Source organism: Clostridium sp. AF32-12BH (assembly GCF_003477935.1).
Taxonomy (GTDB): Bacteria; Bacillota; Clostridia; order Lachnospirales; family Lachnospiraceae; genus Brotaphodocola.
The window spans coordinates 83,137-99,953 of record NZ_QUEH01000004.1 but is presented as its reverse complement, the minus strand read 5'-3'; the positions used below and the strand labels follow the sequence as shown (position 1 = coordinate 99,953).

General features: G+C 51.0%; 15 protein-coding genes. 3 read left to right on the top strand and 12 right to left on the bottom strand.

The genetic code is table 11. The annotated features are described in order from the left end of the window. Window positions 1-94 precede the first annotated feature (94 nt). From DWZ40_RS05115 to DWZ40_RS05060, 12 genes are all read right to left on the bottom strand, one after another. Entirely contained in the window at window positions 95-1,129 is a 1,035-nt protein-coding gene (locus DWZ40_RS05115) for an acyltransferase (RefSeq protein WP_118541391.1), read from the bottom strand. A gap of 83 nt (window positions 1,130-1,212) precedes the next feature. Further along, window positions 1,213-2,025 carry an ABC transporter permease gene (locus tag DWZ40_RS05110; RefSeq protein ID WP_118541389.1) on the bottom strand — a complete coding sequence of 271 codons (813 nt, stop codon included), beginning with the start codon at window positions 2,023-2,025 and terminating at the stop codon, window positions 1,213-1,215. A gap of 6 nt (window positions 2,026-2,031) precedes the next feature. Next, a complete protein-coding gene (rfbC, locus tag DWZ40_RS05105; protein WP_118541387.1) occupies window positions 2,032-2,595 on the bottom strand; it encodes a dTDP-4-dehydrorhamnose 3,5-epimerase in 564 nt (187 codons plus the stop codon). Between the two features lie 35 nt (window positions 2,596-2,630). Then, window positions 2,631-4,295: a DUF2142 domain-containing protein gene (locus DWZ40_RS05100; protein ID WP_243035208.1), complete on the bottom strand. Its 1,665-nt coding sequence runs from the start codon at window positions 4,293-4,295 to the stop codon at window positions 2,631-2,633. Continuing rightward, window positions 4,276-4,626, bottom strand: coding sequence for a DUF2304 domain-containing protein (locus DWZ40_RS05095; protein ID WP_118541385.1), 351 nt, complete (start codon window positions 4,624-4,626; stop codon window positions 4,276-4,278). Before DWZ40_RS05095 ends, DWZ40_RS05100 begins: the two co-directional genes overlap by 20 nt. Beyond that, entirely contained in the window at window positions 4,623-5,567 is a 945-nt protein-coding gene (locus DWZ40_RS05090; RefSeq protein ID WP_118541383.1) for a glycosyltransferase family 2 protein, read from the bottom strand. The genes DWZ40_RS05095 and DWZ40_RS05090 overlap by 4 nt, the downstream gene beginning before the upstream one ends. Further along, window positions 5,557-6,855 carry a lipopolysaccharide biosynthesis protein gene (locus tag DWZ40_RS05085; RefSeq protein WP_118541381.1) on the bottom strand — a complete coding sequence of 433 codons (1,299 nt, stop codon included), beginning with the start codon at window positions 6,853-6,855 and terminating at the stop codon, window positions 5,557-5,559. Before DWZ40_RS05085 ends, DWZ40_RS05090 begins: the two co-directional genes overlap by 11 nt. Window positions 6,856-6,857: 2 nt before the next feature. Next, complete coding sequence (locus DWZ40_RS05080; RefSeq protein WP_118541379.1) at window positions 6,858-7,571, bottom strand: glycosyltransferase family 2 protein; 714 nt, start codon at window positions 7,569-7,571, stop codon at window positions 6,858-6,860. After that, window positions 7,568-8,692 carry a DegT/DnrJ/EryC1/StrS family aminotransferase gene (locus DWZ40_RS05075; RefSeq protein ID WP_118541377.1) on the bottom strand — a complete coding sequence of 375 codons (1,125 nt, stop codon included), beginning with the start codon at window positions 8,690-8,692 and terminating at the stop codon, window positions 7,568-7,570. The genes DWZ40_RS05080 and DWZ40_RS05075 overlap by 4 nt, the downstream gene beginning before the upstream one ends. Further along, complete coding sequence (locus DWZ40_RS05070) at window positions 8,689-9,888, bottom strand: ATP-grasp domain-containing protein (protein WP_118541375.1); 1,200 nt, start codon at window positions 9,886-9,888, stop codon at window positions 8,689-8,691. Before DWZ40_RS05070 ends, DWZ40_RS05075 begins: the two co-directional genes overlap by 4 nt. 92 nt (window positions 9,889-9,980) lie before the next feature. After that, on the bottom strand, window positions 9,981-11,435 hold the full coding sequence (locus DWZ40_RS05065; protein WP_118541373.1) for a lipopolysaccharide biosynthesis protein: 1,455 nt from the start codon (window positions 11,433-11,435) through the stop codon (window positions 9,981-9,983). Window positions 11,436-11,437: 2 nt separating this feature from the next. Then, window positions 11,438-12,499 (bottom strand): glycosyltransferase, encoded by a 1,062-nt coding sequence (locus DWZ40_RS05060; protein ID WP_347560048.1) that lies wholly within the window; start codon window positions 12,497-12,499, stop codon window positions 11,438-11,440. A gap of 209 nt (window positions 12,500-12,708) precedes the next feature. Here DWZ40_RS05060 and DWZ40_RS05055 point away from each other — a divergent pair, with 209 nt between their 5' ends. From DWZ40_RS05055 to DWZ40_RS05045, 3 genes are all read left to right on the top strand, one after another. After that, complete coding sequence (locus DWZ40_RS05055) at window positions 12,709-14,367, top strand: L,D-transpeptidase (RefSeq protein ID WP_118541371.1); 1,659 nt, start codon at window positions 12,709-12,711, stop codon at window positions 14,365-14,367. A 135-nt stretch (window positions 14,368-14,502) separates the two neighbouring features. Beyond that, window positions 14,503-15,828: an acyltransferase gene (locus tag DWZ40_RS05050; protein ID WP_118541369.1), complete on the top strand. Its 1,326-nt coding sequence runs from the start codon at window positions 14,503-14,505 to the stop codon at window positions 15,826-15,828. After that, window positions 15,785-16,768 carry a LysR family transcriptional regulator gene (locus DWZ40_RS05045; RefSeq protein WP_243035207.1) on the top strand — a complete coding sequence of 328 codons (984 nt, stop codon included), beginning with the start codon at window positions 15,785-15,787 and terminating at the stop codon, window positions 16,766-16,768. Before DWZ40_RS05050 ends, DWZ40_RS05045 begins: the two co-directional genes overlap by 44 nt. Window positions 16,769-16,817: the final 49 nt, after the last annotated feature.

The window sequence follows — 16,817 nt, the reverse complement described above, 5'->3', positions numbered from 1 at the left end:
CACAGATCCATCACACTTCACAGTGGTTGTGATGGTGACAGACAATCGCAGACAGCTTCCCCGGATTCCCCAAAATAACCATTTATCTGCCCATTCATCTGTCTCCCGTCAGCAGCCTCCATACACGCGGCAGGTACCTTCGCATCCATGCCCCGGTCACACTGCTGATCACAAGCACCAGAACCGGCATGAACAAAAACAAAAGGAACGGTCCATACCAGTTTGCTGTCCCTATGATTCCGATCCGGGCTGCCGTCTTGTTGATGAGCCGAACAATGGCAAAGTGAACCGCATACAGGAAAAAATTGTGTTTCATAAACTCCTTCGCCGCCGGGAGATGTTTTCCCGGAAGCACAAGCCAGAATCCCGCCACCGCCAGAACACGGCACAAAACAAAGGATGGGATATGTGCCTGCCAGAGTCCCACATAATAGACAGCCGCCGCTGCTGCCATACTAAACATTCCGGTCCAAAAGCACATCCTGCTTTCACACTGCTCTGCCACTGCCTTCCAGTGCAGTGCAAGCATGGCACCCGTGCCGTAATAGATCAGCGCATCCGGGTTTACCAAAAGTCCGGATGGACTAAACCGCACCAGAATCCAGCAGGCAGCAAGCAGCAGACAGCCGCTCCATACACGCTTTAGCAGCATATAAAGAACCGGTGCCAACACCACCAGCCAGATGAGCTGGTACAGATACCAGAACACATTGTTGTAGGTGTGGGCCACCACGGCTTCCACCCCCGCCTGAAGCGACAGCTTTACGACGCCTTTTCCCACCACATCAGACAGTGCCGGAACGCGGCTGGCAACCACATAGCAGATATAGTAAAGAAAGTTCCAGACAATATACGGCACAAGCAGGCTTTTTACGCGCCTCTGCCATTTGCCTTTCAGTTTGTCCCAGCTGAAATTCCGGTAAAACTGGTACCCGGAGATCATAAAAAATCCCGGCACCGCAATCTGCCCAAACCAGTCTCCGATCCGGTGCTCCAGCACATAAACCGTTCCGGTCATTGCCTGATAGCCCAGAAACAGCTCTGCATTATAGGAATGGACCCAGATCACCAAGAGACTGAGCGCAAAAGAGAACCATGTGACTTTGTTGCGAAATTCTAACTCGGTCATATGATTCCCCCTTATCTGTCATACGTTTTCTTTTTACCGGAACTGCCAGCTTAAAACGCAAGAAACCATTTTCTTTTCAAGCCTTACAATACGTCAGAAAAATGCGGTCTTAACCGTTTAAACACCCGGAGTCCCAAAAGCCCGATGACGAGCGTTACCACCCAGAAATAAATGCCAAGCTTCGGGCGTTCCCAGAACCAGTTTCCGGTGAGCATGCTGTCGCGGTATCCGGCAACCACATAGTAAAACGGATTCAGCTTTAAGATCGTCACAAACCACGGAGCCTTGTCCGCAAACATGGTCTCCTGGTACATGATCGGGGTCAGCCACATGCCAAACTGCAGACAGATGCTGACGATCTGCGCCATGTCTTTGAAGAAGACATTGACCGCAGAGGTCAGGTAACCGAATGCCAGGGCCAGCATGGCTGCCGCGAAGCTGTAATACAAGATCTGGATCCAGGTTGCCATCGGCAGTCTGCCGTAGCATAAGAACACGACCAGCATGATCCCTGCGAAAAAGGCATGCACCAGCATACAGGAGATCAGCTTGATGATCGGAAGGATCTCAACCTGGAACACAACCTTCTTCACCAGATAGCTGTATTCCTGCAGACACCCTGTCACGCAGTTTAAAGCCTCGCTGTAGAAAAACCACGGCACAATGCCCGGGATCAGCCAGAGCACATACGGCACTCCCGGAACCGGCGGCACACTCTTAAATCCCACCTGGAAGATGAAGAAATAGATGAGCACCGTGACGATCGGCTGCACCAGCATCCACACGATGCCAAAGTACGAACCGACAAAGCGCTTTCGGAAATCAGCCTTCGCCAGATCCCAGATGAGTTTTCGTTTCCTGACGATTTCTTTCATCAGAGAAATTACATAATTCATAAATTTTTATTCCTCATTAAATTTGAAGGTGTCCTTCAGACCACTCCACTTTTTATCTTTCTCAGAGATGATCAGCTCCACACCTTCCTCGAACGGCCAGTCAATGCCAATCTCCGGATCGTTGTAAGCCAGACCGCCCTCATCGCCCGGATGATAGAAATCGGTGCACTTGTAGGCGAACTCTGCCTCATCGGACAGCACTAAGAAGCCGTGTGCAAAGCCCTCCGGGATGTAGAACTGCTTTTTGTTCTCAGCAGTCAGCTCCACGCCAAACCACTTTCCGTAGGTTTTGGAGTTTGCACGCAGGTCTACTGCTACATCGAATACGGCACCACGGATGGCACGCACCAGCTTGCCCTGCGGATACTGTTTCTGGAAATGCAGGCCGCGCAGTACACCCTTCACGGACATGGACTGGTTGTCCTGTACAAATACCATGTTCAGTCCGGCTTCCTTGAAGTCATTCTGGTTGTAAGTTTCTACAAAATAGCCGCGCTCATCCTTAAATACGGTCGGCTCGATCACATAAAGTCCCTCGATATCACAGGATGTTACTTTGATCTTTCCCATTATTCTTGTTCCTCACTTTTCATTTCTCTAAGGTTTTACAAACGGATGCACACAATGCTGAACAGACGCACCAGCGCATAACCGTTCAGACAGCACATCAGATACAATATACTACGGTTTTTATCCTTTGTCAAAACTACCGTAGGATTTTTCAAAGCCAGCAGAAGCACCGGCAGAAATGGCAGGAAATACCGGCCCTGCACGCCCAGGATCACCCGGGAGCTGAGCGGTGTCCACGCGATCAGCATGGACAACATGGTAAGCCCCGCGCAGGCCGCTGCAAGAACTCCCACCCAGAACCGCTGGCGCAGATTCATGCGGATCTGCTCGGCCGGAATCTTCAGTGCCAGACCGATCAGACATAATGTAAGGATCCACACAACCAGATACGGCACATCCAGCACCTGGTCCAGATTTCCAAGCCATCCTCCGATCATGGTGATATGCATGTCTTTCGCATTCCACACCAGGGTCTGGTAAAACATCCGCACCAGAAGCACCGGATTATGGATGAGAAGGTTCATGCTGAAACCGGCTTCTTCTGCCCAAGCCACATAGCTGTCAGCCTCCGTCGCCGTCGCGTAAGTGGTGATGACCTGGCTATTAACCAGATACATGGACACGGCCCACGCACCCGCCACGACAAACGCACTGGCAAACCAGTTTCTTGCACCGCCAAATTTGCGGACCGGAACCAGCAGGCACAGGCCAAGCATCGGCGCGTAGACCATCTTGCACGGACCTGCCACCGCCGCCAGAACTGCTAACAGCACCACATCCCGGATGCGGACCTGTTCCGCTTCAAAAGCCAGGTCCAGACAGACAGCTGTTAAAAGGAACATGCAGCCGAGGATCATGACATCATAAGAGAACGAAGCCGCAAGGTGCAGCGTCATCGGCAGAAGTGCCACGCCCAGAAGCACTTCTTTCCCAAACGGGATCCGCTTCACCGCCAAATAAAGCATTCCTATAAAAAAGAGCAGGTTGCACAACCGTCCAAAGTACAAAAGGCAGACCGTATTCAGCCCCAGAAGCCTTGCCGCGCTGATGCCGATCGCCTGGGGCACATAGGCAAGCGGCGTAGTCGTGACCGGCGGGTAGGTGGAACTCACGTAAGCACCCTGCGCCTGAATTTCGTCAGTACGCTCCGGAGCGTACTGACCATTGATTCCTAATGCATGAAATAACTCATAGGTGGACTCATCCAGAGTCTCGCCCAGCTTCACCGCCTGTTCGTGGCTCTCCTCCGTCACCTGAAGGTTTCCATCTTCATCGGGTTCGTAGATAAAATCCCCGTCCAGATCCTCCACCCAGGCATCCTGCGCCCGTAAAAGCACCCGACCGTAGCGGTCGCGCTGTGGCTGTCCAATCAGCTGGGAGGATAGGCGGTAAGCACTGACATAATGGCTGATCTCGTCCGGCGCCGAAAGCGGCGGCAGCACAAAGAGATACAGCACGCCAAGGCCTCCTGCCATGAGCACCGCCAGCTTCGGAAATGACCATGGAATGTTCTTTTCCAACAGGAAATACCCGCACACGGCAGCAAGCGCTGCCACCAGAGCCGACAACAGCAGATACTGTCCCATCTGCCAGGAAGCACCGGTCGCCTGAATCCCGGTCTTAACATCCAGACTGTGCCAGGCAGCTGCAGCCGCAAGGCACAAAATGCCGGCGATCAGACTAGCGTTTTTCTTCTTCATACTTTTTCTCCTCAAGTGCCATGGCCTGGACCAGCTCTTTGATCTTACTCTCCAGCTGTGAGATGTGGATACTCATAAAAAAGACCTTTAAGATCAGCACAAAGATCGCGAACAAAAACAGAAAATTCGTTGTGGCGTAGATTCCAAGCAGGCTGGCGCAGGCATCGGCCACCTTCGGAAATACACTGTACACCACCAGCACCAGGGCTAACACAATCCAGAAGATCGCGCTCTCGATCTGCATCCGGGACTGGCGGATCTTGCGCATGATCATGGAAAAGGTGCCAAGAGACACCAGGATCAGTGCAATGCGCAGGGTTGTGGTCATCATGCTTTTCTCCTCCATTTCTTTTCCCAGTATAGCGGGCTCATGCTGCACCAGAGGATCATCTTTTTCGGAAGTTTTTCATAGTTTCGTCCCAGCTTGTAGCCGAGATATTTGCAGCCGCTGCTGACAACCAGCTCCGGGATCAGAAAACCCTTAAAGTGCAGCAACAGGTACTTTGCCGTCTGTTTCACGAGGCGGATTCCCTCTCCCTCTGACTTCAGATCCGCGAACACCTCCGGGTGCTCCGCCTGGGATACCGCCAGATCAAAATTGCGGTGGAACTGCTGCATCGGCGTCAGATTGTGCGAGTGGACTACCTTGGCCTCCGACACATAAGCCACCGCGTAACCGGCATCCATAGCCGCTGCCGCGTAGATCATGTCCTCATTAAAGATGGTGCTGTTCACAAAGCCCTCCAGCTTGCGGAAAATGTCCTTGCGGTACGCACAGCACACATTGGAAGCAAAGTAGGTCTTGATCCCCATGGTACTGACATCTTTTTTCGTCTTTACCATCGGCGTATCCGGATAGTTGAATGCACGGGTATAGCGCTCGATCGTGCGGCAGTCCTTTGCCGGAAGCTGTCTTGCGTAAGCCACTGCCACCGCTTCGCCAGCCGGTCCCTTCTGGTCCAGTCCCTTTAACAGGTTCTCGATCAGGTATTCATCCTGCGGAACTGCGTCATCGGTCATAAAGATCATGATGTCCGATTCCGAGTACCACGCCGCCAGATTGCGGGTACCGCCGTGGTCAAACTCTTCTTTTGTCAGATGATGGACTTCCATTCCGGGGATATCCCGGTATCCGTCCGCATTCCAGTACGCTTTTTCTGTATTCATGATAATGATCCGGTCTGGCACTACCGTCTGCTTTTTCAGCATCTGAAGCAGTCTGGCAAACCGCCGGTCCGGCTTGTACACCGGGATCAATACATCAACCGTCATGACGCTCCTCCTTCATTTCCCTCTTGATTTCGATCCAGGCGCCGCCCACAAATCCGGCTGCCATGATGACCATCAGCACCAGATAGGCTGCTGCCGCGCCCAGAATTCCAAATGCCACCGTCATCTTCGGAGCCAGGACTGCCGCCAGTACCGTGAGAACCACATAAATGCCAAAGATCAGCTTCTGCTTCCGCAGAATGACCAGCGCATAATAATAAAGATTTAAAACTGCATAAAAACCGCCGCCCAGCACGATCATGACAAAGGCGGGCCAGAGTGCTGTCAGCTTTCCGCTGTATGCCGCACCAAGCAGCCATTCCAGAAGCACAAGCACCGGCTTTCCAAGCACCACGGTCCCGCCGACCGCCAGAACCGTCAGACCACCGATCACTGCCATGATCGTGAGCAGCTTTTTCGAAAAATCTGAAAAACGGTGCGCATTCCAGCAGTCCGTTAAATAGGTCAGATATGGGCGGATCACAAAACCTGCCGCCAGATTGATAACCGAGGTCGGCATAAAGATCACATTGAAATAGCCGCTGGCTGCATCGCCCAGGTGGGCATCGATGGCATACTTCGCTGCAGAAAAAATATAAAAATCCAGAAACACCGACACAAACAAAAGAATGGCCGATGCGGTCAGCGCCCTTGCCTGTGTTCCGCTCCAGTTATAATCCACCTTGGGCAGTTCTTTTAACACTACAATGTCAAACAAAACAACGCCCGCGATCTGTCCCAGCACCGCAGCCACGCAGGCTGCAAAAAGTCCTGCCCCGGAACATAACGTTATCAGGAAGACTCCGACCGAGAGAATGGTACGGAATGTATTGGAACGTCCGGTCAGGTACAGACACCCCTGCCGCTGGAATTCCGATTCGTACACATCGGCAAAACCATCGATCACCTTATAGGCGATCAAAAGAAAAATGATCTGGACCTTCTGCCAGGAATACCCGGTCACAGCCAGATATCCGGCCCCCAGAAGCAGCGCCAGAAAACAGGTCCCATAGCGGTGATGGAGATAATCCCCAAACCGGTACTGGTTCGCCCCGTCCGTAATGTGAAACGGCCGGATGCCAAAATATGCCAGCAGAAACATCTGCTGCCCGACCGTGCTGAACCCAAAGGAAAAAATCCCGCCCTGCTCTTCTCCGGCTATGCGCAGCACCAGAAAGGAAAGTACCATGCTGGCAAAGGCATAGAAGAAGCTTCCGGTCATATTCCAGATCATATTTTCTTTTTCCAGGCTCAGCCTTGTTTTCATGAGAAGGTGCGTCCAGTGTTTCATGATTATTTTCTCCCTTTTCCGTTTACCGGCTTTTTGCTCCGGAAATTCTGGATCAGCAAAATCGAGAGCAGCATCCGCGCCATATAACGCACCGCCACCATCGGCTTTAAGTAGCTCTCACCACCGGCACGCTCTGCGATATGCACCGGCACTTCAGCCACCTTTGCCCCCTGCTTGAGCAGGTAAGACACGGTGTCCGGCTCTGGTCCGTAATTTAAATTCAACGCAAATTCCCGGATCATCTCCCGGTTGAACATCCGCATGCCGGATGTCGGGTCTGCCACGGTCACGCCTGTGGTCAGTCGGATGGCCGCCTCAATCAGACGGCTTCCCACCATACGCATGGACCAGTCCTTCTTCCCGTTTACAAACCGGCTTCCAATGACGATCTCGTATCCTTCTTCCATCTTTTTCTGCATGGATTCGATGAATTCCGGACGGTGCTGTCCGTCTCCGTCAAACTGGATCGCATATTCGTAGCCCTTGTAATAGGCATATTTCATGCCTGCCTGAAAACAGCCCGCCAGTCCCAGATTGACCGGAAGATCCAGCAGGTTAAAGCCATGTTCCCGGCAGATTGCCGCAGTCCGGTCCCTGGAGCCATCGTTGACCACCAGATAATCAAACTGCGGATAGCCTTCCTCCAGTTCCCGCACAACCATCTCAATATTCGCTTCTTCGTTGTAGGCGGGAATTACGATCAGCACCTTGTTCATTGTTTCTTTTCTCCACATTTCAGTATGATATCACAGATCTCATCCACCGTTTCGAGGGAAAGATCCGGGTATAACGGCAGGGTCAGAACCTCCGACGCGATCCGCTTTGCCACCGGTGTGTCATCCGAAGAAAACTGGTCCCGGTAGCAGGCATAGTCATTGATGCACGGGTAAAAATATTTCCGTGCATAGATATTGTACTCCTTCAGTGCATCAAAAATCTCGTCCCGGTCTGCTCCGTAGCCTTCAAATACAACCGGCATGTAAGCATAATTATAGCGCACCCCTTCTTTTTCTTTGCACAGGCGGATACCCTGCACGCCGCCAAGCCGTTCGCGGTAACGCTCCGTCAGTCTTTTCCGCTTTTCAATATCCGCATCTACATGGCGCAGGTTGCAAAGACCCATCGCAGCCTGGAACTCGTTCATCTTTCCGTTTGCACCCACATATTCTACCTGCTCATAGCCAGTGATTCCGAAGTTTTTCAGCTGGTATAACAGATCCTTTAATTCCGGATCCTGAAATGCGACCGCACCACCCTCGATGCTGTGGAACACCTTCGTCGCATGGAAACTGAACATGGATGCATCGCCAAACTGACCGATCCCGGCTCCGTCGATCGTCTCGCCAAAGGTATGTGCCGCATCGTAAATGACCTTCAGACCATGGCGGTCCGCAATCTCCTGAATGCGTTTCACATCGCAGGGATTTCCGTATACATGGACCGGAACGATCGCGGAAGTTTTTTCCGTGATCAGGCTCTCCAGTTTGTTCACATCGATGGTGTAGTCCTCTTCATTGATATCGCAGAAGACCGGAGTCAGGCCATTGCGCACAATGGCGTGGGTCGTGGAGGCAAAACTGAACGGCGTGGTGATGACTTCCCCGGTCAGCTTCATAGCCTGCAGCGTCAGTTCCAGCGCCATATGGCCGTTTACAAACAGTTCCAGATTCGGTGTCTTTAGATAGGTTTTCAGTTTTTCCTTTAAAGTTTCGTGGTATTCCCCCATGTTGGTCAGCCAAGCGCTGTCCCAGATGGGTTTTAACATCTCCACATATTCTTCCAGAGACGGCAGTGAGGAACGTGTCACCATAACCGGCTCTTCGTATCGTTTTATCATCTGTTTTCGTCTTCCTTTCCCTGAACTGTACTGGTTTCCTGGATTTCTCCATGTACCCAGTCAGCGTTGGTTTCCTGGTTTTCTCCATTCATCTGGCATGCGCTGGTTCCCTGGTCTTCTCCAGCCGCCCGGTCTGCACGATCCATTCTATATTCTGCGTACCGTCTCGCAATATACTGTTCCCCGGTCACAGCTATTTCTTCCAGCTTTTCTCCCGTAAAGCAGCGGATATGATTTTTCACCATATCGTAGCCCGCCGCCCCGGAAAATGCCACGCCGCCTGCAAACCGCGGGTTGCATTCCAGAAAATAATACTCCCCTGCATCCCTGTCTGCCTCAATAAATTCCATATTTACACAGCCACGGATTCCAACCGCTTCGGCAATATCCCGGCACTGCTGCTCTAACAGCTCACTGCGAAATACACAGACAGAAGTTCCCGCGCCATTTAAGGTACGCAGAAGCTCCCGTCTTGGCAGACAGAAGGTCTGCTTTGTTTCCGGATTCCGCACCACATCCACGGTGATGACAGTTCCGCCAATCTTTGGCTGCACCAGATACTGCTGTTTTCGTTCTTCGCTGCAATGGTTTAACAGGAAGCGAAGATCCGACCCGGATTCCAGGATTTTCAATCCCTGACTGCTGCGACCATCAAACGGCTTCGCAACCAACGGGAAACGTAAGGCCGCAAATCCGGAAAGCTGTCCCTCATGTTCGGTCTTCCAAAATTCTGCCGGCAGATCACCACGATCCAGTAATGCTTCCATTTCCGACAAACGCACACCTGGAATGGTCCGGCAAAGCTTCCGCTCCCGTAAAAATGCTTCCATCTTTTCCTTATTCCGGCATAAACGGATCGCGTCAACATCGGAAATCCACACTTCTGCGCCTAATTCTTTAAAATCTTTCGGGAATTCTGTTCTCCACTCCTGGAGCACATCAATTTCTACATCCGTGAGCGGGATCAGCACATCTGCCTGCTCCTTTTTACAAAGCTCCTTTAAAAAATTCCGGTAGTTTCCGCGGTCTGTCGCGTAAGGCGCTTTATAAAACACATCCACATCCTGCGAATTGACCACCCACTTAGCCGGGTAAATATCGCATCCAACAACGCGCATTCCCGCCGCATGGCAGGCCGAAATAGCCGCCTGCGCGGAAAAGGAACCGATTGCCGTAATGATCACTGTTTTTTTCATAACTTTATTTCTCCTCGAGTGCCGGACTGCCCGGCGTTTTCCTGCTGCGGTTTACCCGCTGTGCGTACCTGGCAGCTTTTCCTTCTCGTTCTTTACACATTGCGCAGCTTCTCTTTTACCATTCCCATCAAAAAGCAAAAACTCTCCAGACGGAAGGCAGCAGCCAGCACAATATAAACAACCGCACCGCAAATGATCTGCAGTCCCAGCTTCAGCCATACTGACATGTCCGGAAGCCATGCGCCAAATGCCATAACTGCCGCGCACATCACAACCGACAGCGCCGCCGGCGGAGCTACATCCATCCACTGATGGGCGATGTCGTACCCAAGCAGCTTCTTATTCGGTGCCGCATTGACAAAGGTACACACAAAATCCTGAAAGGCTTTGATGCACACCATGATAAACACATTGAACTGCATGCCGATCACCAGTGCCAGAAGGCTGAGTGCCTTCTTCACCAGCTCCAGCTTTAAAAAGATATCGCTGCGCCCCACTGCATTGATGGCCTGCAGATTCGTGATATGGATCGGCCAGAAACAGTAGGAGACACACATAATGCGAAGAAATGGCACGCAGATCAGCCATTTTTCTCCAAGAAGTGCTAAAACCAGCGTGTCCGCCACGGCGAAAAGCCCCATCAGCATCGGGATGACCGCAAAGGAACTTAAGCGGATCGCCCGGCGCACCATCTCCCGCACCTTATCGGTATCGTCCTGACTGGCAGAAAACGCCGGAAGCAGTACCGCCTGGATCGCCGCACCCAGATTGGTGGCGATCAGCTTTGGAAACTGCTCTCCCCGGTTGTAGCTGCCCAACAACTCTTCATTATATATCTTTCCGATTAAAAGTCCATACAGATTATTAAATACCGTGTCCAAAAGGGAAGCACAGAGAAGCTTCCAGCCAAACGCAAACATCGTCCGGATCCGGTCGAAGGCAAAAAAGAGCCCCGGCTTCCAGGAAACCGTCAGAAACAGCACGATCATCAGGCTGATGTAATAGCTGATCTGCTGTCCCACCATAGCCCACACGCCAAGTCCGCGAAGCGCCATCACGATACTGATCACACCAGAGATGGCCGAAGCCGCCAGTGTCGAAAAGAATAAGCCGCGAAACTCCATGTTCCGGGACACATACGCCGTCTGCACCGAGATGACTGCACCCGGAAACAGCACGATGCCAAGCACCCGCACAATAGGCTTTAATACCGAAATGCCATAAAACTGCGCAATCACCGGTGCCGCCAGATACAGCAACAGATAAAAAAGTACGGATGCCGCAAGTTCAAAATAGCAGACCGATGAGAAATCCACCTCATCAGCCTGCTTTTTCTGCACCAGAGCCGTAGAAAAGCCGCTCTGGACAAATACATTTGCAATGGTGATAAAGATCATGATGATCCCCACAACTCCGTACTCCGCCGGAGTCAGAAGCCGCGCTAAAAGGATCGCGATCACAAACTGAATGCCCTGGGCACCTCCATTTTCCAGAAGCTTCCAGAACAGTCCGCTTGCCACCTTATTCTTCATTCCTGTTTCGTTCATAACTATCTCTTTCTGTGGAACTGCCTCTGCAGCCACGCATACAGCTTTGGTGCCGAAGTTTCAAACCGGATAAAGAACCGTGTCCTTGCATTTAATTCCCGGTAAAACTCCCGGTTTTCCTTATTTAATATAGCATCAAAATGTTTTGTATTTACCTGCGTCAGGAAAATGAGCCGTTTTATGGCATGCTCCACCGTATTGTGAAAACGACCGCCGCTGAATGCATCAAAGCCACGGTACATCTCTGTCATGGCAGCTGCGTAATCCTGCTGCTTTTTCTCGTAGTTGCCCTGCTTCATGAGCGTGGTCCAGGAAGCGGCACCGCCCAGCCGGTAAACGCACATGGGCTCATCCATATACCACGCCCAGCCACGGTTTGCCGCAAGAAGCTGCAGCGGGATATCCGCAATCGGCGCATGATTGTAAAAGTCCGGCAGTGCGTCGATCATCTCCCGGTAAAACATCAACGAAGCGGTCGGATAGCCGGATGTCTTGTCGATGATCTCCTCCGGCGAGATCATGCGGCTGCCTTTGTAAGGCCGCATGGCATGCTCTGTCAATGCCTTTCCCTGTACTTCTACCTTTGCACTGTGAAAGCAGAGCGAACAGCCCGGATTTGCCTCCAGATAAGCCACCTGTTTCTGCAGTTTTTTTGTGTCGGTCCAGTAATCATCGCCCTCGCACATGGCAATGTATCTGCCCCTGGCCCGCGGGAAATTAAAAGTGCCGCTGACATTGGTCAGTCCTTGGGAATACTGATTTTCCGTCTGTAAAATAGGAAAGATCAAATTGGGATACCGGTCCGCATACTCCCGGATGATCTGGGCAGTGCCATCGGTCGAGGCATCGTCGTGGATCAGGACTTCATAAGAGAAATTGGCTTCCTGGTTTACAAAGCCCTCCAGCGCGTCACGGATATAAGCGGCCTGATTGTATGTGATGCAGCAGATGCTGACCATGATATCGTGACCTCTTTCCATCTTTCCAGCATCCCGTTCCTCTGTCTTTTCAGGATCCTGCTCCTGCATGATATCCCTGCTGCTCATTTCTGCTCTCTGTTCCATTGCTTTTCTTTCCTCTTGTTTTTCCAATTTTTCTCTCTGGACTTCCACGTTTTTCCATTTCTATGACAATTTTGTTACGATTTTATTGCCAATCTCTTTTATTTTACATGATCGCCGATAAATTGTAAATCAGATATGGTCTTTTTACCTCTTTTATGATAGATTAACAATGAATGGTAATATTTATTATTTTCAGGAGGTTTTTTTCCATGCGTAAACATACAAAAGCAGGACTTGCCCTGCTTGTGGCCGGCATGATGATGGCCGGATCTGTTACCAGCGCTTTTGCGGAAACAGATGCCACAGCAGCGACAAGCGGCGTGATTGACACTACCAAAAAGACCGAGGTGTCCGGTCCGGGGAGCACCGCAGCTTCCCCGGAAAACACATCCGGCGGTCATACTTTTTCCACCGAAGCTCCGGGATCCGGCAGTTCTGAATCCGCTTCACAGACTCAGACATCCGGCACCTCACAGGCAGCTTCCCAGACCGGAGCGCAGACCTCCGCACCGGAAACCAGTGCAGCTGCCGACAATTCCCAGGATGCCACAAGCGGCCAGACCAACGCCCTGACCCAGGATCAGGCAAACCAGCTGGAATCCGAGCAGGCTGCTGCAGAAGCAGAAGCAGCTGCAAATCATACCAGTCCGCTGTCTGTTCCGCTGCGCCAGCCGCGTCTGACCACCGCAATCTTATACAACGACAGCAAAAACTGGTCCGGCGCTTTCTTAAATGACCAGCAGATTTCCACCGAGAGCGCAGGTTTCACCGCCATCTGTACTTATCTGGAGAACATTTTCGGCGATGTCCGCTACCGCACCTACAACTCCACCACCGGATGGACCGGATGGGCAGTCGGCGGTCAGCAGACCTCCTTTGACGGCAATGCCTGGTATCCGGTTGAAGCGATCCAGTACCGCTTCGCAGGTCCGGTCAACGACCAGTACGACATTTATTACTGCGCAACCTTGAGCGACGGCACTGAGACCGGCTGGGGCAAAAACGGAGAAACCGTTGGTACCATGAACACCGGACTCCATTTAACCGGCTTCCGTCTGGCTTACTTCGCAAAGAACACCGACAGTGGCTTAAATACCTCCAATCACCTGGTATCCGCCCACGCAGACGGCATCCAGTATGTAGACGGCCAGATTCGCTACATCCATGGCAACGGCGACAATTACACCGGCTGGGGCTGGCTTGGTAATGACCGCTACTACTTCAAGGACTCCGTTCCGGTAACCGGCTGGCAGTACATCGACGGTCTGAAGTATTACTTCGGGGAAGATGGCAAGATGTGGAGTGATGTCGAATCCCTCCTTGGCAGCAACGGTCCGTACCTGATCAAGATCAACAAAGAATTAAACTGCATGACCATCTACGCACAGGATGGCGGAAATGGTTATATCATCCCGGTAAAATCTTTCCTGACCTCCGTAGGTGACGATACTCCGGTTGGAACTTTTAAAACTCCGGAAAAATACCGCTGGAGACTCATGATCCACGATGTCTACACCCAGTATGCAACCCGTCTTGGTGCCGGACTCCCGATCCTGATCCACTCCATCATCTACGATGCTGCAAACCCGATGACCGTATGGGCAAGCACCTACAACAACATGGGAATCGCCCGTTCCGCAGGCTGTATCCGCCTGATCAGCGGCGATGCAAAGTGGGTTTACGATCACTGTGCACTGGGAACCACCGTTCAGGTTTACAACTCTTCCGTTGTTGGACCGTTTGAGCGCCCGACGATCGCATACGAGATTCCATTCGAGCAGACTTGGGATCCGTCCGATCCGAATGTCACCCAGGATATGATCAATGCAGAAACTGCTCGCATCCTCGCAAAGTTCCAAAATCAGTAATTGGACTGCTGCACATTCGTAATTCATTCATAAGCATTAAAAAAGCCCGGAACGGCCGCTTCGCGGCTGTCCCGGGCTTTGCTGTATCGCATAGTAACACGATTCCGTACCCCATCTGCCTGATAAGGAGTTTCTATGACTGACCAAAAAACATTCCGCCTCCAGACCAAATTCACCCGATGCCTCTTCTGGGGCATCCTCTCCGTCTGTGCCCTGGTATTTCTGATCTGGTGCGACAAAAAAGCCTACGGCATTCTCCGTCCAAACCACGTTCTCCCGTTTTGGGTTCTTGCGCTTTCTTCCCTGTTTCTTCATCTGAGAGACAGAAAAACATCCGTCAGCACAGCCATCGGCTTTACCGCCGCCACCCCGGCCTACGACATCCGTTTCGACTATATCCGCCTGTTTGCGGTTTTCTCCGTTCTCATGATCCACTGCATCGACATTGCCCTGCCGGTGCTTTCCATGGAGGTCAATGAAGAAACTACCGCCTTGATCCAGGAAGTTCCACCGCTTCTTTTGAAGACTGCAGCCGTCCTTCGTACCTGCTTCTATCTGGGCAACACCTGCTTTCTCATGCTGACCGGTGCCCTGCTGTTTGGCCGCGGAACCAAAGAAGGGATCGGAGCCTTCTACCAAAGGCGCTTCTCCAAAGTCGTGCTCACATCTGTCATTTACTTTTTCTTTTATATATGGCAGAACGGAAGACTGCATCCGGTGTGCGCAGCCACCGTCAAAGATGCCTTTTACCGGATCCTGACCGGTTCCATCCAGGAAGACTGCCCGTTTTTGTGGCTGGTCTACATGACCATCTCCATCTATATAGCAGTACCCTTTCTCCGCTACATGTTTGAATCCATGACCTACCGCACCCTTACTGCTTTATCCGGTCTCATCCTGCTGTGTTCCTTTCTTCGGACCTACACCACCATGACCGCGGACCTGCTGCCCTTTTTCGCCCAGTGGATCGGCATCGCCATGATCGGCTACTGGGTATCCCGCCCGGAGACAAGAACCTACGACCGGTGGATCTGGCTTGCTGCCCTGCTGTCCTTTTTGAAAGTGGTCCTGTCCGTGAACCCTTATGTGTACTGGCAAACTTATGTCAACTACTATGTCCACATGGCTCCGCTTTCCATTTTCATGGCCTGCGGCATCTTCGCCCTCGCCCTGCACAAAAAGCCGGAACGAAAACATTTCTGGGATTCCCTGGTCATGATGTTCGGAAAACACAGTTTCACGATCCTGTTGCTGCACTGGTGGGTACTCTACCATATCGTCATCTACACCCTGAACCTGGACATCACCTGGAAGCAGCCTCTGGTTTTCGCAGGAACCGTCATTTTCGTCATCCTTGCTTCCTTTGCATATGGGTTCCTCATCGACCAGACGGTGGTGTATACGATCCGCGCTTTTTATGAGTGGATGGTCAAACAACTCCATCGTATCTATCAAAGATAACTTATTATTGAGAAAGTGGGTTTCTTATATGAATTTAAAATCACTGCGCTATATTATCACTATTGCAGAAGAACAAAACTTGACGAAAGCCTCAAAACGCCTCTTTGTTTCCCAATCCACACTGAGTTTGTTTTTACGGAAATTAGAAGAAGAATTGGGTCTTTCTCTTTTTGAACGTTCCAAAAACAAACTAACTATCACGCCAGCCGGAAGATTATATGCCGAGACTGCCCGTGAACTTCTTCACATGGAAGAAAAACTGTATGAGAAACTAAATCTCAATAAAAAATCACAGACTTTAAATATTGGCATTTCTTCTCTTATGGTAATGTCTGTTTTTTCACAGACCATTTCTGAATTCACCAGGCAGTTTCCAAACTTTACTGTAAATGTCACAGAAGGGCGTGCTGTTGCTCTCATGGAGCTACTATATCAGGACAAGCTAGATGTAATTATCATTGGAAGACCAGAAATTGTGAAAGATGAGCGCTGTCATACAGAGGTATGGAAACGCGAAAAAGTGTTTCTCCTAATTCCACCAAAACATCCTCATGCCGATGTTGCATCTTCCACCAATTATGATGATCCTCCTGTCGCTGACATGTCTCTTTTTGCCAATGAAACTTTTGCCCTTACTCCTCGAAACACCTGTGATTATCAAATTGCTGACAAAATTTTTAAAGATTACAATATGAATGCCTCTATAACCTGGGAAATGAACAACACACAAACCCTATGCAACATGGTTCTGGATGGCATCTGTCTTTCCGCAATCCCATCTTATTGTATTCCACGGGATAAAGGACTTCTGGTTTGTCAGCCTCCTCACGCCTATTATCGGTATGTGCTTTGCATGAAGCGAAAAGGTCACACAGCCTCTTCCGAAGAAGAGCAACTGCTGCAGATGGTTTATAATAATTATATACACTATTATGACTAATCCGAATTTTCTGAAGAAATTTTATGCAACAAATACAGGCACAAAAACT